We start from the raw sequence: 23,937 nt of genomic DNA, 5'->3' as shown, positions 1-23,937 counted from the left end.
ATTGTTTAGGGGCACCAAATGCAAACGGCTCACACATTGGTGAGCCGTTTTTTATGGTTTTACTTTAAAGTAAGCCTTTAATCCAGCCTACATATTTTTGATGATTTCATCACCAAATTCGGCAGTGCTCACCTGGGTTGCGCTTTCCATCTGGCTGGAGAAGTCTCCCGTCACTCGCTTGCTGGCGATTGCTTTACCAACGCCGTTGAGCACTAGGTCTGCGGCCTCTATCCAACCGATGTGACGCAGCATCATTTCTGCCGACAGAATTAATGAGCTTGGGTTAGCCAGGTTTTTACCGGCAATTTTGGGCGCCGTGCCATGTGTGGCTTCAAACATGGCAATGGTATCGCTTAAATTCGCGCCTGGGGCAATGCCGATGCCACCGACTTGAGCAGCCAATGCGTCACTGATGTAATCACCATTCAGGTTGAGTGCTGCGACGACATCGTGATCTTCCGGATGCAGCAGGATTTCTTGCAAGAATGCATCAGCAATACAGTCCTTGATCACAATGCCGTTGGGCAGTGTGCACCATGGTCCGCCATCAATCAGTTCCGCACCAAACTCTTCTTTGGCTAACTGATAACCCCAATCACGGAAGCCACCTTCGGTGAACTTCATGATATTGCCTTTGTGGGTAATGGTCACCGATTTGCGGTTGTTATCAATCGCATATTGAATCGCTTTGCGAATCAGACGCTTACTACCATCAATTGAGACAGGTTTAATGCCAATCGCAGAAGCTTCAGGGAAGCGGATTTTCTTGCGCACACCCATATCGCTCAAGAAATTAATCACTTTTTTTACTTCTTCAGACCCGGCCGCCCATTCGATACCGGCATAAATATCTTCGGTATTTTCACGGAAAATCACCATGTCGGTTTTTTCCGGATGTTTCACCGGGCTTGGTACACCGTCAAAATATTGAATCGGGCGCAGGCAAACGTATAAATCCAGTTCCTGACGCAGGGTGACGTTTAGCGAGCGAATACCGCCGCCGACTGGTGTAGTTAATGGGCCTTTAATCGAAATGACATAGTCTTTCAGCACAGCCATGGTTTCATCAGATAACCAGGTGTCTTTGCCATACACTGTCGTCGATTTTTCACCGGCATACACTTCCATCCATGAAATCTTGCGCTTGCCGCCGTAGGCTTTTTCTACAGCAGCATCGACTACTTTGATCATCGGGGGCGTAATGTCTACCCCAATACCATCGCCTTCAATGAAGGGGATAATAGGCTGGTCTGGGACATTTAGGGTATTATCGGCATTCACGATGATTTTGCTGCCAGTGGCTGGCACCTTGATTTTTGACATAGCGCTTTCCATGTTATTACTGTTTAACAAACCTTTTAACGTCGTCTGCCAGTTCACTCCTCATGAGAAACACGCGACGCTCAAAGACTATATTCCGATTCCCAACGTTTATGCGGCCGGGCGGCTGGATACCGATTCTGAAGGATTGCTCATTTTAACCGATGACGGTGCTTTGCAACATCGTTTGAGTCATCCCAAACACAAAGAAGTTAAAACCTACTGGGTACAAGTCGAAGGTGCTCCTGTACAAGCAGATTTGATGCCATTGCAGCAGGGTGTTGATTTGGGTGACTTTGTGACGCAGCCCGCACAAGTGCGAATTATCGATCAACCTGCCCATTTGTGGCAGCGTCACCCGCCCATCCGTGAACGCAAAGCGATCCCCACTACCTGGCTGGAGCTGAAAATAAGCGAAGGCAAGAACCGCCAGGTGCGCAGAATGACCGCCCATATTGGCTTCCCGACCTTACGGCTGATACGTTATGCGATCGGGCCGTACAATCTGGACGGAATCTTGCTTGGGAAATATAAAGCGATTTAATTTAAGCAATCAGAGTCCCAAGTAAAGGAAGTGAAAAGGTTAAGTATGAAACCGGTGGTTGTTTTCAGGCACGCCTGCTGTGAAGGTGCAGGCTATCTAGGCACTTTTTTAGCGCAACATGCCATCCCTTGGTGCGAAGTGCGCATCGATAAAGGAGAAGAGGTGCCTGGCTCCCTTGAAGCCTATAGCGGCATTGTGCTGATGGGCGGGCCCATGAGCGTCAACGACGATTTGCCATGGATTCCGCCGTTGTTGAGCCTGATCCGCAATGCAGTTGATAAGGATGTGCCTTTGCTGGGCCATTGCCTGGGTGGACAACTGATCAGCAAAGCGCTGGGCGGCACCGTCAGTAAAAACCCGGTCAAGGAAATCGGCTGGGGACAGGTTTCTGTGCTGGATAATTCGTTAGCCAAAGAATGGTTTGGTGATCTGCCGGGTTTCAACAGTTTTCACTGGCATGGCGAAACATTTACGGTGCCCGAGGGCGCTACCCATCTACTGACCAGCCCATACTGCGAGAACCAGGCGTATGCTTTTGGTAAACACATCGGCTTTCAATGCCACATTGAAATGATGCCGGAAATGGTCAGGGTCTGGACTGATAAATGGAAAGCGGATATTGCAGAAGCATCGTCAAGTCCTGCCGTACAATCTGCAGAAGTCATGTTGGCGGAAGTGGAAACGGGTTGCGAAACCTTGCACACTGTAGCCGACAAGGTTTATAGCCGCTGGATCCAGGGATTAGTACACAATTAATCTAAATCTGCCTGAAACATTATTGTTCCGGGGTATCCACTTGTGTGGTGGCAGATTGCTTCTCAAGCTTATGCATTGCATAACGACGCTGCTTAAAACGGTTGTACTGCCATAAATATTGTTGCGGGCATTGCGCAATCTGTCGCTCTATTGCCTGGTTAAGCAGGGAGGGTGTGCTGATGTCTTCCACCCGCGTCAGGTGAATATCAAAGCCTTTTCCTTCAGGCAGTCTCCGACCAAAGGCCATGACCACAACCGCGCCGGTTTTGTTGGCCAGTTTACTCGCGAGTCCCATGGTGTAAGCCGGTTTTCCAAAAAAATCTGCCCATTCACCTTCACCGCTACGGGGGATCTGGTCGGGCAATATGCCCACCGCTTGCCCGTTTTTGAGTGCCTGCAATAATTTCCTGACACCGCTTGCATTGGCTGGCGCCATCTCCACTTTGCCTTTTTGCCTGCCGCTTACCACCAGGTTACTGAGTGATTGCATTTTGGGGGGGCGGTAAAGTACGGTGATCGGGCATTGCGCGCCATAATAAACGGAAGTAATTTCAAAAGACCCCAGGTGTGGCGTCAGGAAAATAAGGCCTTTACCATTCTGTTGTGCTTGGGTGACAGCTTCCCAACCATGGACGTGCTGGATCAACGGTAGCAGGCGTTCAGCGGATTGGCCCCAGATAAAAAATGTTTCCAGTATGGCCTTGCCGGCTTCGAGCCGGCTGCGTTTCATTAATTCTTGCGCCTGCGCGTGGTTGTCAGTCAACCCGCTTTGCAAGATATTATTCAAGGCCACCTGGTTACTTTTGCGATCCAGCCAGTATGACAGCCTCCCCAATCCCGCACCGAGGCAATGTACCCAGCGCAACGGCAGGCGGGCTATAAATTTGCAAAAGTAAAGCAGCATGAAGATTGGGCGTAAATTAAAAAAAGTGATGAGTATCTTAACAAACTCTTGTGCGCTACTAGTACAAGGCAGTCAAGTTTTTATGATGCAGGCAGGTTTGCAGTAAAATAGCCGGAATTCCTCAACCCCGACATTGCATGCCTGATCTGGAACCCATCATACAAACCCATAACGCCAGTATTTCAATGCCAATTGCTTGTCCAGTCGTGACTGGCGAACAATTAGCATTGCCTGATGGCAGCGCGTTAACGCAATTGCAGGTGCATCGCATGTTGCCAGGTCGTCGCTGGGTGTTTAGTGCAGCCTGGCAAAATCAGGCCGTGTTCGCCAAGGTGTTTATTGGCAGGCAGGCCGAAAAATATGCCAAGCGCGATGCGCAAGGTGCCATATGGATGGCGGAAGCCGCACTGAAGACGCCTGCTTTGTTATGGCAGGGGCATGCAAAAAATGGGCAGGCGCATGTGCTGATCTATGCTGCTATTCCGCAGGCCGAAAATGTCCACCAGGTATATGCACAGACTGAAGTGCCGCAAAGACTCATGTTGCTTGAAAAAGTGGTGCAAGTTCTCGCTCAGCAACATGCAGCAGGCCTGTTGCAAACTGACTTGCATTTGAAAAATTTCATGCTGGCCAATGGCAGCGTATGGTCGATTGATGGCGACGGCATACGCAAAAAAACCTTGTCCCGGCGGGCTTGTTATCAGCAACTTGCTGCATTAATAGCCAAGCTTTCCATCTTGGATCAGCAGGCATGGGTTCCGGATTTGCTGGGTGCTTACCAACAGCAACGTAAGTGGTCAGGGCAGATTAGCCAGAACCAGATTCTGGCTTGGGCGAAGCACTATAAAGCGCAGGAAGTACGTGAATATGTCGAGCGAAAAATATTCCGTAACTGTACCGATGTCATCTGGCAGCAGACAGCAACATTTGTCATGGCGCACAACGCACATGTAGCCTTGCCTGAATTGACTCCCGATGCGCTTGAATTGGCCATGCGAGCGGGGAGCATGCTTAAAGAGGGTAATACCAGTACTGTGGTGCGTACCCGTCTCGCGCAGCTCGATGCAGTGATCAAACGGTATAACATCAAGAATATGTTGCATGCAATTGGGCGTAGCTGGCGGCCCAGTCGGGCAGCTGTTTCGTGGTCTAACGCACATCGTTTGCAATACCATGAAATCCTGACGCCGCAACCATTAGCCATGCTTGAAAAACGCCTTTTCGGATTGCGTGGCCAGGCTTATTTCGTCTCTGCCGTGAGTGCATTGCCTGATGCATTCACTTTCTTCAATACCATCAGCGATGAAGCATTGCGGTCTGAAGCACTCAGGCAGCTTGCATTGACCTGCTACCAGTTTTACCTGCTGCAGATTTCGCATGGCGATATGAAAGCCACCAATTTACAGATTAATGCTCAAGGCCAGATTGTTGTCATGGATTTAGACAGCATGCAGCAGCACCGTTGTGCTAAACGTGCGTTGCGTGCGCATGTCAAAGACATCCGCCGATTGCTGCAAAATTGGAAAGACGATACTTCGCTGTATAATGCGCTGTTGCAAAGTTTTCATGCAGTATATGTGGATCACATGCCGCTGAAGCTGGCAGGCATTTCTATTTAAATCAATTGACGAGTCACTGAATGATTGTATTAGGGTTATCTGGCGCATTGGGTCACGATGCTTCTGCGGCTATTCTGGTGGATGGCAAAATCATTGCCGCCGCCGAAGAAGAACGTTTTATACGCGACAAGCACGCCAAAAATCATTGGCCGTATGAGGCAGCCAAGTTTTGCCTGAAACAGGCAGGTATTACGGCTGACCAAGTGGATATCGTCGCTTTTCCATATGCTGAAATTTCACTGGCTTCACCTGCGCGCTGGCATTACGCCAAGCGCTATTGGTATGCGCCAGACCGTGCACTGGATGCGATTTTTAACGGTAATCGCCGTTTCAGGCGCAACCGCGATAAATCGCTTAAATTAATGCAGGATTTGGGCTTGAAAAATGCCGAATTCGTGCCGGTGGAACACCATTTGGCACATGCTTCCAGCGCTTATCATTTAAGTGGTTTTAAAGAAAAAACAGCGATTGTCGGCATTGATGGCAAGGGTGAATATGCCACTACATTTTTTGGCTATGGTGAAAATGGCAAGATCCATAAGATTAAAGAATTCTATGATCCTGATTCGCTGGGTGGCTTGTATGGCGCCATCACCGAATACCTGGGCTTTGAAATGCTGGACGGCGAATTCAAGGTCATGGGCATGGCGCCGTATGGCGATGCAAAGAAATATGATTTAAGTCGCCTGGCCAAATTTGAGAATGGCGAGCTGGTGATCAACACCGAGTATGTCAACGTGGTGGGTTTGCGCCGTTATAAAGAAAATGGCAAAGGCTTCTACTTCACGCCAAAACTGATCGAATGGTTAGGGCCGAAACGCTCTGGCGATGAAATCGATGACCCCTATATTCATTATGCCGCCAGCGTACAGCAATTGCTGGAAGACCTGGCGCTGCAAATGATTGAGTATTATCTGGGCGACATCATCCGTGAGACTGGCAAGATTGTGATGGCTGGCGGGGTAGCGCTGAATGTGAAACTTAACCAGCGCATCATCTCCCTGCCGCATGTGAAAGAATTATTCGTGCAACCGGCAGCCGGTGACAACGGCACCAGTCTGGGCGCCGCAACTTATGCAGCCCACCAAGCTGGTGAAACCATACATAAAATGGAACATGCTTACCTGGGGCCTGCTTTCAGCAATGAAGAATGTATCGCTGCCTGTGAGGCGCACCCTGAGAAACCCATATTCACCCGTGTGGAAAATGGACCGCAAAAAGCAGCCGAGTTACTGGCCGCCGGTAATCCGCTGGCCTGGTTCCAGGGGCGGATGGAGTTCGGTCCGCGTTCATTGGGTTGCCGCAGTATTCTGGGTGATCCAAGCTTTCCTGGCGTGGCTGACCGTATCAATGCACAAATCAAATACCGTGAGCGCTGGCGGCCATTTTGCCCAAGTATGCTGGATCGCGTCGCACAAGATATCCTGCAAACGGACCATCCGGCACCCTACATGACGTTTACGTTTGACGTAAACCCCGCCTGGAAATCGCGTATTCCTGAAGTGGTGCACGAAGATGGCACCGCACGTGCGCAAGTGGTCACCAAAGAAACAAATCCGCGTTACTATGCGCTGATTGAGCATCTGGAAAGCCTGCGCGGTAATGGGGTGGTGTTGAATACTTCCTTAAATCGTCGTGGTGAGCCTATGATCTGTAGTCCCACCGATGCATTGAATATGTTTTATGGCTGCGACCTGGAATACCTGATGCTGGAAGATGTCCTGGTGACGAAGAGCTAACATCCATCAATACAAAATACCGATTTAAGTGATTGGAATCATTCAAAAAATTCTATGTTAAGCCTCTTTTTGGTTTGACTGATTCCAGTTGTTTAGCGATAATCGGGAATCGAGTCCGGTTTGGACTCAAATACAATAAATCCCTAAACTGTGATTAAAAGTAAGTGAAAGCAGTTCATCAGGATAGTTCAGTAGTTAAAACACAGTTGAGCGATAGTCAATGAAACAATCTCACATTGAAGTAACAGAACGCATCATCGAGCGTAGTCGACCGACCCGCAAGGCTTATTTGCAGCGCATTGATGATTATCTCAACCGTGAAAAAGGCCCGGATCGCCTGGGCTGTGCCAACGTTGCACACGCCTTTGCGGCGATGCCACAAAATGACAAGTTCAAAATCTATGCAGAAAAACCAACCCACATCGGGATTGTGACGGCTTACAACGAAATGTTGTCTGCCCACCAGCCTTATGTGAATTATCCGGACATCATCCGTGACGAAGCGCGTAAGCATGGCGCCACCGTACAGGTCGCCGGCGGCGTGCCAGCGATGTGTGATGGCATCACACAGGGTGAACCTGGCATGGAATTGAGCCTGTTCAGCCGCGATACGATTGCCATGAGTACCGCTGTGGCTTTGTCTCACGATGTATTCGATGCTTCTCTGTTGCTGGGCGTATGTGACAAGATTGTGCCAGGCTTGTTGATCGGTGCCTTGCACTTTGGTCATTTGCCTTGTGTATTCGTACCAGCTGGCCCTATGAGCACCGGGATTGATAACACTTCCAAGTCCAAAGTGCGTGAAAAATATGCACAAGGCCTGTGTGACCGTGAAGAGTTATTGGCCAGTGAGTCTGCCGCCTATCACGGTGCCGGTACCTGTACGTTTTATGGGACTGCCAACAGTAACCAGATGTTGCTGGAGGCCATGGGTCTGCATGTGCCTGGTGCTGCATTCATTCACCCGCATGACGGCATGCGTGAAGACTTTACCCGCGAAGCGGTGCGCATGGTGATACAAAATACCCAGAAAAACAGGTTTGTGCCGATTGGCCGCCTGGTTGATGAGCATGTGATCGTGAATGCCATGGTGGCTTTGCTGGCCACCGGTGGTTCAACCAATCACCTGATCCACTGGGTTGCGGTAGCGCGCGCTGCAGGTATCGTTATTGACTGGACTGATTTCCATTATCTCGCGAGAGGCACGCCGTTGCTGGCTAGTGTTTATCCTAATGGCAAGGCTGATGTGAATGAATTCCAGGAAGCCGGCGGTCCGGGGTTTGTGATTCGCGAGTTGATCGAGGGTGGTTACATGTACCCTGATGTATACACCGTGAGTGGCGGTGGTATGCGTGACTACGGCAAGAAGCCTGAGAAAGAAGGCGATAAGCTGGTATGGAAAGATTATCCTGCAGAAAGTGGCGATGAAACAATCGTGCGTACTGCAGCACATCCTTTCAATGAGTCTGGTGGTTTGCGTTTACTGAAAGGCAATTTAGGCCGCAGCGTGATCAAAATTTCAGCTGTACCTGAAGACCGCCATATTATCGAAGCGCCTGCCATTGTGTTCGACGCGCAGGAAGAATTGTTAGCCGCTTTTGACCGTGGAGAACTCGAAAAAGATTTTATTGCCGTCGTACGATTCCAGGGCCCGAAAGCCAATGGTATGCCTGAGCTACATAAACTGACGCCGCCACTGGCTGTGTTGCAGAACAAGGGTTTCCGTGTGGCGATTGTCACTGATGGCCGTATGAGTGGCGCTTCCGGCAAGATTCCGGCAGCGATTCACCTGAGTCCTGAAGCCAGTGCCGGCGGTCCGATTTCCAAGATACGCACTGGTGACATTATTCGTTTGAATGGCACGGTTGGCCAGTTGAACGTGCTGGTTGATGAAGATACCTGGGCAGAGCGTGAAACGGAAGAGTTGAGCGATGCCAAACGCCACCATAATGCGCATGGCCTGGGCCGTGAGTTGTTTGGCGGGATGCGCAGGAATGTACTCTCAGCCGAAGAAGGCGCTATCACTTGGTTGTAAATTAAAATGGCGTCGCAATACTGCGTTGCAGTTCGCTTGCCGTACTAAATGTACTGTCTGCGCTCCTTCGCCTTGTCTTGCTTAGCCATTTGAATTTACTGGTAGCCGTTTTTGAATAGATTTCTTTTTTATTTTTATTAGGTAAATAATTCATACATGAGCACATTAGATTTAGCAAACCATGGCCCGGTAATCCCGGTAATTGTTATCAACAAAGTGGAAGACGCGGTGCCCATGGCAGAAGCGCTGCTGGCAGGTGGTGTTAAAGTGCTGGAAGTGACTTTGCGTTCACCAGTGGCCTTGCAAGCGATGGAGCAGATTGCCAAACACGTGCCTGATGCGATTTTGGGTTCAGGCACTGTGCGCAACCTGAAAGATGCACAAGCTTCCAAAGATGTTGGCTGTCAGTTTGCGGTTAGCCCTGGCTATACCAGTGAGTTGGGTCAATTTGCCCGTAAAATCGGCTTGCCATTACTGCCAGGCGTATCTACCGGTTCAGAAATCATGATGGCGAATGCTGATGACTATTACTTCCTGAAGCTGTTTCCAGCTGTCGCAGTAGGCGGTATCAATTTGCTGAAAGGCTTTGCCGGCCCGTTTGCTGATGTAAAATTCTGCCCTACCGGTGGCGTGAGTGTTGAAAGCGCGCCTCAATTCCTGGCGCTTCCTAACGTAGTCGTCTGTGGCGGCACCTGGTTAACCCCTGCTGATGCAGTAGAACGCAAAGACTGGGCGCATATCACCAAGCTTGCGAAAGAAGCTTCAGCCATCGTCGCAGCCTAATCATTCAATAAGGAAAATCAGCTATTATTAAAGGCTTGTAGTCTTACAGGCCTTTTTTATTGCCGCACGCTTATATGTCTAACTCATTGAATCTCGAACAATACAAAACCATCGTGCTGGATTGTGATGGTGTGGTGCTCAATAGTAACCAAACCAAGGTGGATGCTTATTACAACACTTCGAAACGTACTGGCGGAACGGATGCGCAGGCGCAGGCTTTTGTTGATTATCACATCAAGCTGGGTAGTATTCCGCGTAACGACAAAATCCGTTACTACATTAGCGACATTCTAAAACAGCCATTCACTGAAGAATTTTTTCAGACATTGATGGATACTTTTACCGAGATTCTGGATGAAACCCTCATGCAATGCGAGGTCGCGCCTGAACTGGATAATCTGAAGCAAAGAACCTCGCAAGCCAAATGGATGCTGATGTCCGGCGGTGATCAGGAAGAGTTACGCAAGATCTTTCCACGTCGCGGCCTCGACCATTTGTTTGAATTGGGGATTTATGGCGGTCCGACAAAAAAGAATGAACATCTGGCAACCATGATCGCGGATGGCACGATACAGTTCCCCGCGCTATTTATCGGCGATAGCCGCTTTGATCACCAGGCCTCGACAGGCGCGGGGCTGGACTTTGTCTTTGTCTCCGACTGGACCGACATGCCAGACTGGCAAAGCTATTGCAAACAGCATCAGGTGACAGTCAGCCATCATCTTGAACTACAGCCTTACACTGATTTTTAACGTGTGCCTTGCCTTTTTGAGAGAACCATCCACTAGCCTATAATGCCCGGTCATGACGACAGACAAAAAACAAGTCACCATTCTGGTACCCAATTATAAAACGCTGGAAATTACCAAAATTTGCCTGCGATTGTTGCGTAAATTCACTGACTTTAACCAGGTTGAAGTCATCGCTATCGATAATAATTCGCAGGATGCCTCAGTGGAATACCTGCGTTCTTTACCTTGGGTGAAGTTAATTGAGCGCCAGCCTGCGCCAGATGATACCGTGCCGCTTTCTCACTCACGTGCGCTTGATATGGCACTGGGGGAAGTCAACACACCATATGTGCTTTCTATCCATTCGGATACCTTCGTCAAACGTGCAGACTGGTTGCAGATATTATTAGAGCCATTTAATGACGATCCCAAGCTAGCAGGCGTTGGCTCATGGAAACTGGAATCCAAAACAACCTTGCAACGCTGGGGAATCCAGTTTGAACAATCCTGGAAAAAGGCTTTAAACAAATGGTTTGGTTATCGTGGTTATAACCCGAACCGCCTGGATGAAAGTAAATACTATTTACGCAGCCATTGTGCCATGTACCGAACCGATATCATCCGTGCGCTGGACACCTGTTTTTCTGATGAAAACCAGACCGCTGGCATGGTGATGCATCGCAAAATGGTTGCAGCGGGCTATGAAATGCGGTTTCTTGACTCGGTTCAGTTAGGTCAGTATGTCGATCATCTGAACCATGCCACGCTGATCTTCAATCCGCAACTGGGGACTAGCGAAAAAAATATGCGCGAAGGCGCCAAACGCATCAATGCCAAATTACGGGGTATTGATGGCGAGTCCATTCTTGCAGATAGCAGCCTGGACCAATAACAACATCATGCTCCCAAACCGTCTGCTCAGCCTGGCTTATTATCTGCCGCAATTCCACGAGATCGAAGAAAATAATCGTTGGTGGGGGCAAGGTTTTACTGAGTGGCAACAGCTGAATTCAGCTAGAATTTATTTTGACTGGCAGCAGATTCACACGCCTGAAACACCGTTTGGTGACTACAATTTACTTAATCCCGCAGTGTTTGAATGGCAGCAATCAGTGGCACAAACACATGGTATTGATGGTTTCCTGGTGTTTGATTACTGGTTTGGCGAAGGTAAAAAATTGCTGGAAAAGCCCATGCAGATGGTGCTCGATCAGCAGCTTGATTTCAAATATGCTTTTTGTTGGGCCAACCATACCTGGTTTAACAAACGTGACAACATCACACTGCAGTTGCAGCAATATCTCGGCGCTGAAGATTATACGGCTTACTTTGAGCAACTCTTGCCGCACTTTCTGTCTGCCAACTATATCAAGATAGAGGGAAAACCCGTATTTTCTATTTTCAGTCCCAAGGATATCCCGGATCTTGGCGTGTTTATACAGACTTTTAACCAATGCGCCACACAACATGGTTTTCCAGGCATTTACTGGTTGGCGGATAATACCGAGCCGCACCAGCCCTGGAAAGAATACTTTGATGGCTACAACAAATCCGGTAGCATTTTTAAGTGGCGCAAGCGTGATAACGGGTTGTCATATATCCGCGAAAAGCTGGCGAGGACTTTTCATTTCAAGCATCTCGGACCATTTGTATACAGTTATCAGGGGCTGGTCGTCGATAATGATCCATTATCTGAAGACCCGCATCAGATACCTATTGTATTCACCGGTTGGGATACCACGCCGCGTCATCTGCGGCGCGGTACCATTTTACGTGGCTTTGATCCGCAGTCTTTTGCTTTGCATTTGGAAAAGATCTATCAGCAATTGCGGCAGCGTAAACAGCATTTGCCAACCCAGGTGATTGTGATCAAATCATGGAACGAGTGGGCCGAGGGCAATGTGATTGAGCCGGATCAAGTGTGGCATGATGCGTTATTGCACCAATTTTTACTGTTCACTAAAAAGTTAAAAAAATGACGCGTTTTTCTTGGCCGAAAGCTATCAATAATCTCATCTTCAAATGTCGAAGATTCAGGTATCAGGCCAGGAATACGCAGTCTGAACATAGATTAATGCTGACTTACCTTTGCCCGAACGCCAAGAAAGCATCAGGTGGCGTTAAAGTGATTTACCGGCATGTTTCCCTGATCAATGATATGCAGATACCTGGTGTCAGAGCACAGATATTCCATCCTAAAGATGTGGATTTCCGTTGTGAAGTGCCATTCACCAATCTGAACTTCAAAAAAAACTTTATCTTTAATAAAAAGCATGAAGTGTTTGTCATCCACGAGATGTGGGCGGCGCGAGAAGCCAAGATCGCACGCGCGAAAGGCATCAGATACATCATACAAGTCCAGGGTGGCTATGATGTTTTTCGTAAAGCAGATGTTGATTCCGTATATACCGCTTATCAACATGCAGAACTGATTACCTGCGTATCGGATGATATTTACGCATGCCTGGTTTTCCTGTTTCCGGAATTTGAGCAGAAGATTTACCGGCTGCATTTATCTGTTGAAGATGACTTGTTCAAGCCAGCGACGCATAAAGAGAACCTGATCACTTACATGCCGCGCAAGCTGGAGAAGCATTCAACACTTGTCCTGAATTATATTGCCAGAAAACTCCCTTCTACCTGGAAGATTGTCCCGATAGAAAACATGAGCCAGGAGGCTGTGGCTGAGACGTTATCCAAATCCAAAATCTTCTTATCATTCAGTGAGCTGGAAGGTTTAGGCTTGCCGCCGATCGAAGCCGCTTTGGCAGGTAATATTGTCATCGGGTATACAGGACAAGCTGGTAAAGAGTACTGGCTTGAAGAACAGTTTCATGAGGTGAATTGTGGAGATATCCGCAAATTCTCAGAAGTGATATTGGACAAAATCACAAAGATTGATGACGGTAATTTTAATTTTAATAAGATTAAAGAAAATATCACCATTTTGCAGAACAAATACTCCCCGATAAAGGAACTGGCTGGTCTGCGCGGATTAGTCGATCAATTGATAAAGGTTTAGATACATGCAAATTGCTAGACATCATCTTGACCTGGGCTGTGGAGGCAAGCCCAGAAATCCTTTTTCATATGAAGTGGTGTGTGGCATTGACCTGATTGCGCATCCGATCAAAGAGCCCGGCATTGAGATTAAAACCGCCAATCTGTCTATAGATCGTATTCCTTACCCAGATAACACCTTTGATGCTGTCTCGGCATTCGATTTCATAGAGCACATTCCGCGGATACTCAATGGGGGCGAGTTTGGTACACGTTTCCCGTTTATCGAGCTAATGAATGAAGTATGGCGCGTGCTAAAGCATGACGGGGTATTTTATGCATTGACGCCAGGCTATCCCAGCAAAGAGGCTTTTATCGATCCGACACATGTGAACTTCATTACTGACGGTACACATAGCTATTTCTGTGAGGGCCGTTGTTATGGAAAGAACTATGGCTTTACCGGCATGTTCAAGGCAAAGCGCGTCATGTGGGTTTATCCAAGACTACATTACCGTGCCAATAATGATTTCGCCACCACACTTAAATCGATTTTCAGAAAACTAAAATTAAAACCGCAAACCCATGTTTTATGGGAGTTGCAAGCGATTAAACATGATCAATCATCATAAACACACCCCTATCTATCTCGCACTTTTCCTGGCATTTATCACTTGCTGTCGAGTGTTGTGGATACAGCATGGCTGGATTACGAATGACTCTATCCTTTACTTTGAGATGGCCCGACATTTTGCCATGGGTGATCCTCATCCATTTGAAGGGTATAGCTGGGGGTTTTATCCGGCACTGATTGCTTGCCTGCATACAATCAGTGGGCTTGGCTTGCAAGCCTCTGCCAACTTGTTGATCGTCGTATTTTTTATGCTGCTGGTTTGGGGGCTAATGCGTATGGTCAGCATTGCTGGCGGCAATGACTGGACGCAATTTTATGCTGTAGTGCTGCTGCTAAGCTCCGGTTACATCGTTGGCGATATTTTGCCCATGGCCAGCCGTGACCTAGGGTACTGGGCAATGATGGTACACGCGGTCAACCAACTTATTCTGTTCTATCAGCAGGGGCGCTGGCAGCAGGCACTTTACTGGCAAATGTTTGCACTATTGGCCACATTGTTCAGGATTGAAGGTGCGATTCAGTGGCTGGTGTTGCCGCTTGCCGGGTTCTTTATTTCACACCCTGCCTCCAGCAGGTTAAAAAGATTAGTCGCCCCTTATTCACTGCTGTTTGTTGGCAGCCTGATTGCCCCTGTTGTTTCATTGGCGATGCATATGACGCTGGAGGATCTGGGACGCGTCAAGGAGCTTTTTACCGGGTTTAGAGATATCGAGATGAATTTTACCCGAGATATTACACATCGCGTCGATAACATGCGCGATACAGTCATTGGTGAACCATTTCAAGAATATGCCTGGTTTAGCTTCCTGCTGGTCTACTTTGCCATTACCACGCTAAAGTGCTTGAGTGTGGCTGGCTGGGGGCCGATCTTGCTAGCGTATGCTGAAAAACACAGCATCAAAAAAAGTATGCAACCCGCGGCATACCAGGTGTTGTTGTTCTGGTTATTTGTGTCGTGGGTAATTGGCTGTTTGATTACTTTCAAGGTCAACTTATTGTCGGCCCGTTATGTGGCGCTGTTCGGCTTTGTGCTGATTGTATTTGCCAGTTTCGCGTTACATAAGTTAATGCATCATCAAAAAGCGACCATGCCGCTGCTCAAAAAGTTATTGATTGTGGTGATTGCCCTGATTCTGCTGGCGGGGTTTATCAGCAATATTAAAGCCAAAGATGCTGGTTTTTATTATGAAATTGATGCCGTCGCTTATGTGAAATCCAGGTTGCCAGCAGGCCAGCAGGCACTTTACAGTTCAGCAAAACAAAGGTTTTATGCGGATGTGCCTTATGATAGCAGAGAGGATTATGCCTGGGATGACCTAGCCGAACGGATCGCTGATGGGCGCATGCAGCAATACAGTTATATTGTAGTTAAATTTGACGACACACCGGAAGAGCATACCAAGTTAAAAGCGTTTCAGCAGCAACTCGTTGGTTTCCAGCTGGATAAGACGTTTTACGGCCATAAGCAAAAAAAACAGCTACTTGTCTTCAAACGTGTTGGTTAATGAGGAGGATGCAGCAAATATTGCTGCATTTTCTTTTTAAGCACACTGGCTTGAGAGAACCCTAGTTTTGCATATTCAATGTAACTGTCTACCAGGATCGCCCAGTTCGACTCGCCAAATGGTGCATTCATCCTGGCATAGCGCGTCAAATGCCTGAAACTGCGCAAACGCGTACCAAACCAGAGTGACCAGGGGTAAATCTTCATATCTGCAATATCAATCAAACCTATCCTGCCTTCTGGCGTTAATACAATATTTCCCAGGTGTAATGAGCGGAAGTGAATGCCTTTTTTATGTAGTTCGGCGATAAAAGCGCCTAGCTGAATCACATGTTCAGTCTGTAATTGCTGTTTATCAAGCAGGTCTTTTAGCGTGTTGCCCGCTAAAGGGGCGTAATGCACGACAAAGGTGTGGCTTAAAGACGCAGACTCTTCCGTCCCTGAATGCAGGTTGTTCGAGAGTGGATATTCAAGCAAGCGTGGATTTTTTACTTCATAGCAGTGCATCACATGAATCGTGGGAATTTCTAATGCCTTAAGTTTGCTCGCGTGCTGGCAAAAGCGTTGTGCGTAGCCCTGAAAGCGTGCCCAACTGAAGCGATGGCGCAGGCGAAACACTTTCAGGTAATCGCCATTCGGCAATTGCAATACTTTGATCCCGCGCGGGTCGCGCTCAATGACACGCGCATCGGTGAGATGTTTTGCTGTCAGCAACGGATAAGTCATACCTGAGGTATCTGCGTGCTTAAAGAAAGGTGCGCTATCACCCTGCTTGGCGGAATATGTTTTAAACAGTTAAGGTGGCCAAGCGGACACACCCGCTCGAAGCAGGGGCTGCATGACAATCCTAAATATTCAATCACTGCTTGCGGATGCATGGGCGGCGTGTGGCCGGGGTCAGAGGAGCCATAAATAGCGATCAGCTGTTTATCGAGGGCTGCCGCTACATGCATCAACCCGGAATCATTACTGATGATGGTGTGGCAGGCCGACATCAAGTCAATGGCTTCACCCAGTCTGGTTTTGCCAGCCAGGTCTACGCATCGCTGTTGCGTGTGTTGCTGAATCTGTGAGGTCACCGGCCGGTCTTTATCCGAACCAAACAGCCACACTTGCCAGCCATTATTTAAAGCGGCATTAGCGACTTCGGCATAATATTCCACTGGCCAACGTTTGGCTTCGCCATACTCAGCGCCTGGGCACAAACCAAGCACTGGGCTATCGGATAGCGCTATGCTGTGTTGTTGCATCAAACCACTAAGGTTTGTGCGGTCGGCTTGCAGCGCTGGTAGCGACAATGAATGGGGCAGGGGAGCGTCTTTTGCACGACCAAGTGCCACAAAACGCTCCACTGTTTTTTTGAGGAAAGCTTTGTCCAATGGCCGCATGTCGTTGATCAGGCCATAACGCATTTCACCTTTAAAGCCGGTGCGGATTGGGATATTGGCTGCCCAAGGCAGTATGGCGGATTTCAGGCTGTTGGTCAGCAAAATAGCCTGTGTATATCCATCAGTGGCTAATTGTTTACCAAATCGGTAGCGCTCGCCTATGGCTAGATCACCATGCTTAAAGGGCAGCGCAATCGCGCGAGACACTTCCGGCATTCTTTCCAGCAATGGTAATGTCCACGTCGGCGCGGCGACATCGATCTGGCAATCCGGCTGGTCGATCTTGAGTTGCTTGAACAGGCTCTGGGCCAGCACCATGTCACCCACCCATGAGGGGCCCATCACCAGAATCTTGTTCATGCGTGCATTTTTTTGATCAGGTTGCTGGTGCTGCGGCCTTCCACCAGGTCAATCAGTGCAATTTCACCGCCCCAGGCTAATACTTCCTGCCCACCAACCACCTGGTCAGCTGTGTAGTCACTACCTTTGGCGATTACATCAGGCCGGATAGCATTGATCAGGTTCAAAGGGGTGTCTTCATCGAATAAGATTACCGCATCGACAGACTCCAGCGCCGCCAATACACGCGCACGGTCATTTTCATTCACCACCGGGCGTGTCGGCCCCTTGAGCGCAGACACCGAACGATCGGTATTGAGGCCAAGCACCAGTTTGCCGCCCCGTTTTTTAGCACCTTCGAGATAGGTCACATGGCCTGCATGCAGTAAATCAAAACAACCGTTGGTAAACACGATTTTTTGACCTTGCTGCTTCCAGGCGGAAACCTTTTGCAGTAAGTCAGGCAACTCGCTTACTTTATGCGCCTGGGCGCTCCCTTGTGCACTGGCAATCGCATAAGCCAGGTCAGCTTTGGTAATTGGCACAGTGCCTACTTTGCCTACAACTACGCCTGCAGCAATATTGGCCAGCGATAAACTTTCCAACGCTGATAAGCCATGAATCAGGCCAGCGGCCAGTGTGGCGATCACGGTATCTCCGGCCCCGGAAACATCAAATACCTGTTTGGCGGTCGCGCCCAGATGTTCAACACGCTCTGTGATCAGGCTGATGCCTTCTTCACCACGGGTCACTGCCAGAAAATCCAGCGATAAGCTGGACTTCAATGCGCTGGCTTTCTCAATCAACGCAGCATCGTTTACCTGCGTATCACATGCCTCAGCCGTTTCTTTTTTATTTGGTGTGAGGGCAGTCGCGCCGCGATATTTATGATAATTGCGACCTTTCGGGTCTACCAGCACAGGAATCTTGTGCGTGCGGCAATGGTGAATGACAAGCTGGCAAATGTCTTCCGTCAGCAAGCCTTTGGCATAGTCAGACAGAATGACGAGTGCAGGTTGTTGTTCAAGTGCTGCTTGAATGGCTTCGGTGACATGGCTTGCTTCACTGGCGGACAACTCACTAGTCAATTCCTGGTCCAGCCGCATCATTTGTTGATGGCCACCCAGAATACGGGTTTTTGCAATAGTCGGCCGCATTGAAGTTTTGATCATCGCCTGCGTATCAATGCCATGGCTGTGCATGGCGTTTACTAAGAGGGATGCTTCATTGTCTTCGCCTATCAGCCCGATCATCCTTGTGTGTATACCCAACAAGGCCAGGTTAGCGGCTACGTTAGCGGCACCACCTGCACAATGCTGTTCGGATTTGATCAGTAATACCGGCACCGGCGCTTCTGGTGAGATGCGGTTCACTTCACCGATCAGATAGCGATCCAGCATGACATCGCCAATCACCAGTACTTGCTGATTATTTTCACCAAAGTGCTGGACCAGTGTTGCCAGGCTTGCAGTCGTGAGCGTGTCAGCCATCAGGATTCCAGAATCTCGCACAGGCTATGGCCGATGAAAATGTGGGCTTCCTGGATGCGAGCAGTCACATTTGAAGGCACTACGATATTGTATTTGCAGAGCGTATTCAGTTTGCCGCCACTACCACCGGTCAACCCTATGGTGGTGGCGCCAATCTCATTCGCTGCTTCAATCGCCCGCACCACATTCGCACTATTGCCGCTAGTGGTCAGGCCGATCAATATATCTTCCGGGCGACATAGGGCTTCCACCTGGCGCGCAAAAATGTAATCGTAGCCATAATCATTGCCTACCGACGTCAGGATAGAGGTATCTGTTGTCAGTGCGATGGATGGCAAACCTTTACGCTCTTTTTTAAAGCGCCCAACAATTTCGGCAGCGATATGCTGGCTATCAGCCGCACTGCCGCCATTCCCACATAACAGTATTTTCCCACCTTGCTGAATGCAGTGGCGCATTGCCAGGCCCACTTCACTGATCAGCGGGAAAGTGACTTTTAAGGCCTCAAACATGGCCATATGTGCTGTATGTTCGCCTTCTAAATACTCAATATAGCTCATGACGACGCCTTTAAATCGGTAGTTGTGTACGCATCAAATGCGGGCAATGGAATCAAATTGCAAGTAGCGCCTAAATGCTGCATGGTTAGCAATAAGCATCTTCTTGCATTAAATAGTTTTGCACATAATCTTTCACACCTTCTTCCAGGCTGGTAAAAGGTTTTTTGTAGCCGGCATTACGCAACTTCTGCATCTCGGCCTGGGTGAAATACTGGTATTTACCCTGCAGGTCCTGTGGCATATCAATATAGGTGATGTCCGGTTCTCGCGCCATGCTGGTCATGACATTGGTTGCCAGATCTTTGAAACTGCGGGCCTGGCCAGTGCCTATATTATAAATGGCGCTGGTGGCCGGTTTTTGTTTCAGGGCAGCTTCCAGGAAAAATCCCATCACATCCGCCACGTCTTTCACATAGACAAAATCACGCAACTGCATGCCATCTTCAATGCCTTCTTTTGTACCTTTGAACAGGCGCATGGTGCCGGTTTCCCTGAACTGGTTAAAGGTATGGTAAGCCACGCTGGCCATGCGTTCTTTGTGATATTCGTTTGGGCCATACACATTAAAGAACTTGAATCCGGCCCAGGCAGGCGGGGTGACCTGTTTGTCAGCGACTTGCTGTAACACCCACTGGTCAAAAAAGTGTTTGGAGTAACCATAGCCATTCAAGGGGCGCAGATTCTCTATACTGGCATCGTCGTAACCTTGCTCACCACCACCGTAGGTTGCTGCAGAACTCGCATAAAAGAACGGTACTTTATATTCGGCACACCAGGACCACAGGTCCTGTGAATAATGCATGTTGTCCGCGACCAGCTTGTTAAAGTCACGCTCGGTGGTCGCGCTGATTGCGCCCATGTGAATCACCGCAGTGATCTCGTCATTGTCTTCCAGAAAATCGAACAACTGGTCTTTGTCCAGGTATTCGGCATAGTGCCTGTGTACCAGATTTTGCCATTGGTTTTCATGTGTGATACGGTCAACAATCACGAGGTCTTGCCGACCAAGTTTGTTGTTCAAATGCCAGGCCATGATAGAACCAATCATGCCTGCACCACCGGTGATAATGATCATAGGCGAGCAATTAAAACGTTAAAACGCGATTATAACGCGTAATCGGGGAGGGCTGGCAGTGAATGGCGTGTTAGCGCATCACGCCAATCCAGGAAAATCATTAGGTATGGAGAGCCTGCGCGCAAACTGAAGTTTATTTTTCAGCGCCTAACGCCAAAGCCCGCTCTTTATTTGCTTGTGCCTCAGCTTCTGCCTTTACTGAGTCAAACTCATCACTTACCCAACCCTGCAAATGCTCCAGCGCAATATCGCGCATCGCTTCAATCCAAACCGCCTCACTATTGAGCGCCGGAATGTAGTGATAATCCCCACCGCCGACAGACTGAAACAGATGTTTGCCTTCCATGGCGATTTCTTCCAATGTCTCCAGGCAATCGCTGCTAAAGCCTGGGCAGACGACATCTATGCGCTTGATCTGCTTTTTGCCAAGTGCGTCCAGCGTATTGGCGAGGTAGGGCTGCAGCCATTCCTGACGGCCAAAGCGGGACTGGAAGGCGACTTGGTATTGCTCTTTGCTTAAGCCTAAGGCCTCAGCTAGTAAACGAGCCGTTTTGTGGCATTCGCAGTGGTAAGGGTCGCCTTTGAGCAGGTGAAATTTAGGCACACCATGAAAGCTCATCACCAGTTTTTCAGGCTGGCCGTGTTGTTGCCAGTACGCTTGGATATGGCTGGCGAGTGCTTGAATATAGAGCGGATGATCGTGGTAGTGCTTGATGGTGCGGATAGCAGGCACATTGCGCATTTTAAGCAGTACGCGCCAGACCGCATCCATTGCTGCAGCGGTACTGCTGGCGGCGTATTGGGGGTAGAGCGGGAACACCAGGATGCGGTCACAGCCTTGTGCCTTGAGGGATTCAATGGCGCTTTTCATGCTGGGGTTGCCGTAGGTCATGCCCAGTTCGACGGCAAAAGGCGAGTTGATTTTTTGGGTCAGGTAGCCTTGCAGCAGCTTTTTCTGTTGTTGCGCATACACCATCAGCGGTGAGCCTTGGTCTGTCCAGACACTGGCATATTTTTCTGCCGATTTTTTTGGACGAATCACCAGAATGATGCAGTGCAAAATCCAGCACCATATAAAGCGCGGGATTTCTACCACACGCCTGTCCATCAGGAATTGCTGTAAGTAAGGCCTGAGGGCTTTGGCTGTCGGTGCTTCTGGCGTACCCAGATTAGCTAGCAGGATACCCACTTTTGGTTGGCTGCCGTGGGTGTAGGCAGGTTCTGGCTGATAATAGGTCATATGCTTATTCTATGCGATTCAGGCTGACGAAGGTGAGGGAGAGTTAGCAAGTAGGCTCTATTTATATTCAAACGGAAGTATAAATAAAATGGCTTCGAATTAATGCATTTGATTATTCAACGATAATAAAAATCCCCGCAGAAGCGGGGATTAATGTGAAGTCAAAAACAGTGTGCCAGTTTAGATATTAAAGCTTTTTTTTGCGACCCATTATGCCCACCAAACCGAGGCCAGCCAGCAATAAAGCGTATGTTTCTGGTTCTGGTACTGCAGCAGCAGTGAATGTGGTGATAGTGCCATTATAACCGGTAGTTGCACCAACACTCGTGCCTACAACATGCAGGAAGAAATTCCCATATTGTGCGCTTTCAAGGTAGCCAAAGGACACTTTTGGCGTGCCATTTAAAACAGATCCGGTCGCGACAAGGTTCTTATTGGAATCAAGAAGATTAAATGTTTCAAAGGTGAATGTATTGCTACTAGAACCTGAAATACTGGCTACGATATTTTGTAATCCTTCAGTACTGAATCTAATGTAGTCATCAAAACTGGTGTTACCAGAAAATGCACTGCTGAATTGATAACCATCACCTGAAAGCGTCGCATCATAAGTGGCGGCGTATGCAGTGTTCAAGACTGTGCTTAGCCCTAATGCAAGCATTAATAAAGATTTTTTCATACTAGAACTCCTAACAACGATTAAAAAAACGGATCAATACTAAATTTATGTAAGCAATCGGGTGACCTTGCGAAAGGGAAGGCCAACTGTCTGCAAATTGATGGATGGTTTACTGGGTGGCAGGACACAATCCAAGACTGAGTCCCATGGGTAAGTTTCGTTTACTTTTTATTAATTTGATTGCCAACTACACCACCAACTGCCGCGCCACCTACAGTACCAATTGCACTACCGCCAGTAAGCACTGCGCCGCCTACTGCGCCTATGCCTGCACCAATTGCGGTACTTTTGCCACGTGAACTCATAGAACCACAGCCGGAAGTACTGAGTGCAATCACCAAAAATAAGGACCAAACTAATGGTTTTTTCATTTGACTACCCATTGCGTATAAATTGAACGTGGGTCAATTATGAAAACTTACTTAGCGGACGCGAAGAGGTATGAAACTGATTGTCATGTCGGAAGATTCAGACATTTGAGAAAAATTTGTAAAGTTATAAAAACTATTGATTGGATAACGCGTTTGAAAGAAGTTTTGCCGTGATGTCGACAATAGGAATAATTCGTTCGTAAGCCATCCGTGTAGGACCGATCACACCAAGTGTTCCTACTACCTGTCCATCCGCTTCATAAGGGGCAGTGATCAGGCTACATTCATCCAGAGGCAGGTAACCGCTTTCGCCACCGATGAAAATTTGTATGCCATCTGCCCGTTGGCTATGATCCAGCAGTTGCATGAGCGCCGTGCGACGCTCGAAAATTTCAAACAGTTTACGCAGGCTGGTGACGTTGGTGGAAAGCTCATCGACTTGCAGCAGATTGCGTTCACCGGAAATCACGACCGTTTCCTTGGCAGATTGCTCGGGCTGGCCAGCCGCATCCAGCGCGGCTGACATCAGTCGATTAATATCCGCCTGCACCTGCTGTAATTCCTGCTTTAGCTTATGTTGCAGTTCATCCAGTGTTAACCCTTGGCAATGGCTATTGACGTAATTACTGGCTGCAATCAACTCACTGCTGCTGAAAGCTTTCTCTGCCATGAGGATGCGGTTTTGTACCTGGCCGTCTTCTGTCACCAGAATGACCAGAATTTTCTTTTCACTCAGGTGCAGGAACTCCATATGCTTGAGCGCATTGCGCGTACGCTTGGGAGTCATCACTAGGCCGGCAAATTGTGTCAGCTGCGACAGCATGTCTGCTGCACTATTGATCAGCTCCTGCTGGTTAGGCGAAGACAGCCCGGTTTTAAGTTGCGCTACAGCCTGGTTATCCAGTGGTTGCACTGTCATTAGCGAATCGACGAACAGGCGGTAACCCTTTTTGGTCGGAATTCTGCCTGCTGAAGTGTGCGGACTTGCGATAAACCCCAGTTGTTCGAGGTCACTCATCACGTTGCGAATAGTCGCCGGACTCACATCCAGGCCGGAGTGTTGCAGCAATGTGCGTGAGCCTATCGGCTGACCACCACTTATATAATGCTCGACCAGGGTTTTAAGTAAAATCTGTGCGCGTTTATCCACTTTTTACAGCCTTATTCATGTAGGGGGATTTTGCCCGATTTATGCTCAGGATAACAGCCCCCTGTGCTTTTCAGTT

Annotated in this window: 23 protein-coding genes; 12 read left to right on the top strand and 11 right to left on the bottom strand. The window is 48.5% G+C overall.

The features are described from left to right. Positions 1–87: 87 nt before the first annotated feature. A complete protein-coding gene (icd, locus tag VK958_RS04670; RefSeq protein WP_414683844.1) occupies positions 88–1,323 on the bottom strand; it encodes an NADP-dependent isocitrate dehydrogenase in 1,236 nt (411 codons plus the stop codon). Positions 1,324–1,333: 10 nt separating this feature from the next. Between icd and VK958_RS04665 the strand changes: the two genes are divergently transcribed. Together VK958_RS04665 and VK958_RS04660 are read left to right on the top strand one after the other, a co-directional pair. After that, positions 1,334–1,864: a pseudouridine synthase gene (locus VK958_RS04665; RefSeq protein WP_325239402.1), complete on the top strand. Its 531-nt coding sequence runs from the start codon at positions 1,334–1,336 to the stop codon at positions 1,862–1,864. A 45-nt stretch (positions 1,865–1,909) separates the two neighbouring features. Further along, complete coding sequence (locus VK958_RS04660) at positions 1,910–2,620, top strand: type 1 glutamine amidotransferase (RefSeq protein WP_325239401.1); 711 nt, start codon at positions 1,910–1,912, stop codon at positions 2,618–2,620. 19 nt (positions 2,621–2,639) lie between these two features. Here VK958_RS04660 and VK958_RS04655 read toward each other — a convergent pair whose 3' ends face one another. Next, the gene (locus VK958_RS04655) at positions 2,640–3,524 is read right to left on the bottom strand and encodes a lysophospholipid acyltransferase family protein (protein ID WP_325239400.1); all 885 of its coding nucleotides are present in this window, start codon (positions 3,522–3,524) and stop codon (positions 2,640–2,642) included. Between the two features lie 137 nt (positions 3,525–3,661). On the opposite strand from VK958_RS04655, the gene VK958_RS04650 reads away from it, so the two are divergent. The 10 genes from VK958_RS04650 (at position 3,662) to VK958_RS04605 (ending at position 15,570) form a co-directional block, all read left to right on the top strand. Next, positions 3,662–5,143, top strand: coding sequence for a lipopolysaccharide kinase InaA family protein (locus tag VK958_RS04650; RefSeq protein ID WP_325239399.1), 1,482 nt, complete (start codon positions 3,662–3,664; stop codon positions 5,141–5,143). A gap of 20 nt (positions 5,144–5,163) precedes the next feature. Next, entirely contained in the window at positions 5,164–6,882 is a 1,719-nt protein-coding gene (locus VK958_RS04645) for a carbamoyltransferase family protein (RefSeq protein WP_325239398.1), read from the top strand. Between the two features lie 220 nt (positions 6,883–7,102). Then, complete coding sequence (gene edd / locus VK958_RS04640) at positions 7,103–8,917, top strand: phosphogluconate dehydratase (protein ID WP_325239397.1); 1,815 nt, start codon at positions 7,103–7,105, stop codon at positions 8,915–8,917. A 156-nt stretch (positions 8,918–9,073) separates the two neighbouring features. Continuing rightward, entirely contained in the window at positions 9,074–9,700 is a 627-nt protein-coding gene (eda, locus tag VK958_RS04635) for a bifunctional 4-hydroxy-2-oxoglutarate aldolase/2-dehydro-3-deoxy-phosphogluconate aldolase (protein WP_325239396.1), read from the top strand. Positions 9,701–9,774: 74 nt separating this feature from the next. Further along, positions 9,775–10,452 (top strand): HAD family hydrolase, encoded by a 678-nt coding sequence (locus VK958_RS04630; protein WP_325239394.1) that lies wholly within the window; start codon positions 9,775–9,777, stop codon positions 10,450–10,452. A 52-nt stretch (positions 10,453–10,504) separates the two neighbouring features. Further along, on the top strand, positions 10,505–11,323 hold the full coding sequence (locus VK958_RS04625; RefSeq protein WP_325239392.1) for a glycosyltransferase family 2 protein: 819 nt from the start codon (positions 10,505–10,507) through the stop codon (positions 11,321–11,323). Continuing rightward, positions 11,283–12,410: a glycosyltransferase WbsX family protein gene (locus tag VK958_RS04620; RefSeq protein ID WP_325239390.1), complete on the top strand. Its 1,128-nt coding sequence runs from the start codon at positions 11,283–11,285 to the stop codon at positions 12,408–12,410. Before VK958_RS04625 ends, VK958_RS04620 begins: the two co-directional genes overlap by 41 nt. A 95-nt stretch (positions 12,411–12,505) precedes the next feature. After that, positions 12,506–13,453 carry a hypothetical protein gene (locus VK958_RS04615; RefSeq protein WP_325239387.1) on the top strand — a complete coding sequence of 316 codons (948 nt, stop codon included), beginning with the start codon at positions 12,506–12,508 and terminating at the stop codon, positions 13,451–13,453. A gap of 4 nt (positions 13,454–13,457) precedes the next feature. Next, positions 13,458–14,063: a class I SAM-dependent methyltransferase gene (locus tag VK958_RS04610; RefSeq protein ID WP_325239384.1), complete on the top strand. Its 606-nt coding sequence runs from the start codon at positions 13,458–13,460 to the stop codon at positions 14,061–14,063. Continuing rightward, positions 14,047–15,570, top strand: a complete 1,524-nt coding sequence (locus VK958_RS04605; RefSeq protein ID WP_325239381.1) for a hypothetical protein — start codon at positions 14,047–14,049, stop codon at positions 15,568–15,570. Before VK958_RS04610 ends, VK958_RS04605 begins: the two co-directional genes overlap by 17 nt. Here the strand turns inward: VK958_RS04605 and VK958_RS04600 are convergent. The 9 genes from VK958_RS04600 to hrcA form a co-directional block, all read right to left on the bottom strand. Next, entirely contained in the window at positions 15,567–16,295 is a 729-nt protein-coding gene (locus VK958_RS04600; RefSeq protein WP_325239379.1) for a BUD32 family EKC/KEOPS complex subunit, read from the bottom strand. The genes VK958_RS04605 and VK958_RS04600 overlap by 4 nt on opposite strands. Beyond that, positions 16,292–17,317 carry a lipopolysaccharide heptosyltransferase II gene (gene waaF / locus VK958_RS04595; protein WP_325239377.1) on the bottom strand — a complete coding sequence of 342 codons (1,026 nt, stop codon included), beginning with the start codon at positions 17,315–17,317 and terminating at the stop codon, positions 16,292–16,294. Before waaF ends, VK958_RS04600 begins: the two co-directional genes overlap by 4 nt. Continuing rightward, a complete protein-coding gene (gene rfaE1, locus VK958_RS04590; protein ID WP_325239375.1) occupies positions 17,314–18,786 on the bottom strand; it encodes a D-glycero-beta-D-manno-heptose-7-phosphate kinase in 1,473 nt (490 codons plus the stop codon). The genes waaF and rfaE1 overlap by 4 nt, the downstream gene beginning before the upstream one ends. Next, entirely contained in the window at positions 18,786–19,346 is a 561-nt protein-coding gene (locus tag VK958_RS04585) for a D-sedoheptulose-7-phosphate isomerase (protein WP_325239373.1), read from the bottom strand. The genes rfaE1 and VK958_RS04585 overlap by 1 nt, the downstream gene beginning before the upstream one ends. A gap of 85 nt (positions 19,347–19,431) precedes the next feature. Next, positions 19,432–20,421 carry an ADP-glyceromanno-heptose 6-epimerase gene (rfaD, locus tag VK958_RS04580; protein WP_325239371.1) on the bottom strand — a complete coding sequence of 330 codons (990 nt, stop codon included), beginning with the start codon at positions 20,419–20,421 and terminating at the stop codon, positions 19,432–19,434. 133 nt (positions 20,422–20,554) lie between these two features. Then, positions 20,555–21,661 carry a ferrochelatase gene (gene hemH / locus VK958_RS04575; RefSeq protein WP_325239369.1) on the bottom strand — a complete coding sequence of 369 codons (1,107 nt, stop codon included), beginning with the start codon at positions 21,659–21,661 and terminating at the stop codon, positions 20,555–20,557. Positions 21,662–21,848: 187 nt separating this feature from the next. Then, a complete protein-coding gene (locus VK958_RS04570; protein WP_325239367.1) occupies positions 21,849–22,340 on the bottom strand; it encodes an FxDxF family PEP-CTERM protein in 492 nt (163 codons plus the stop codon). Between the two features lie 161 nt (positions 22,341–22,501). After that, positions 22,502–22,711, bottom strand: a complete 210-nt coding sequence (locus VK958_RS04565) for a glycine zipper 2TM domain-containing protein (protein WP_325239365.1) — start codon at positions 22,709–22,711, stop codon at positions 22,502–22,504. A gap of 133 nt (positions 22,712–22,844) precedes the next feature. After that, positions 22,845–23,861, bottom strand: a complete 1,017-nt coding sequence (gene hrcA / locus VK958_RS04560; RefSeq protein ID WP_325239363.1) for a heat-inducible transcriptional repressor HrcA — start codon at positions 23,859–23,861, stop codon at positions 22,845–22,847. Positions 23,862–23,937 lie beyond the last annotated feature (76 nt).

The organism is Methylophilus sp. (genome assembly GCF_035460085.1).
GTDB lineage: Bacteria > Pseudomonadota > Gammaproteobacteria > Burkholderiales > Methylophilaceae > Methylophilus.
The sequence above is the reverse complement of the archived record's forward strand: the minus strand, read 5'-3'. Positions and strand labels throughout refer to the sequence as shown.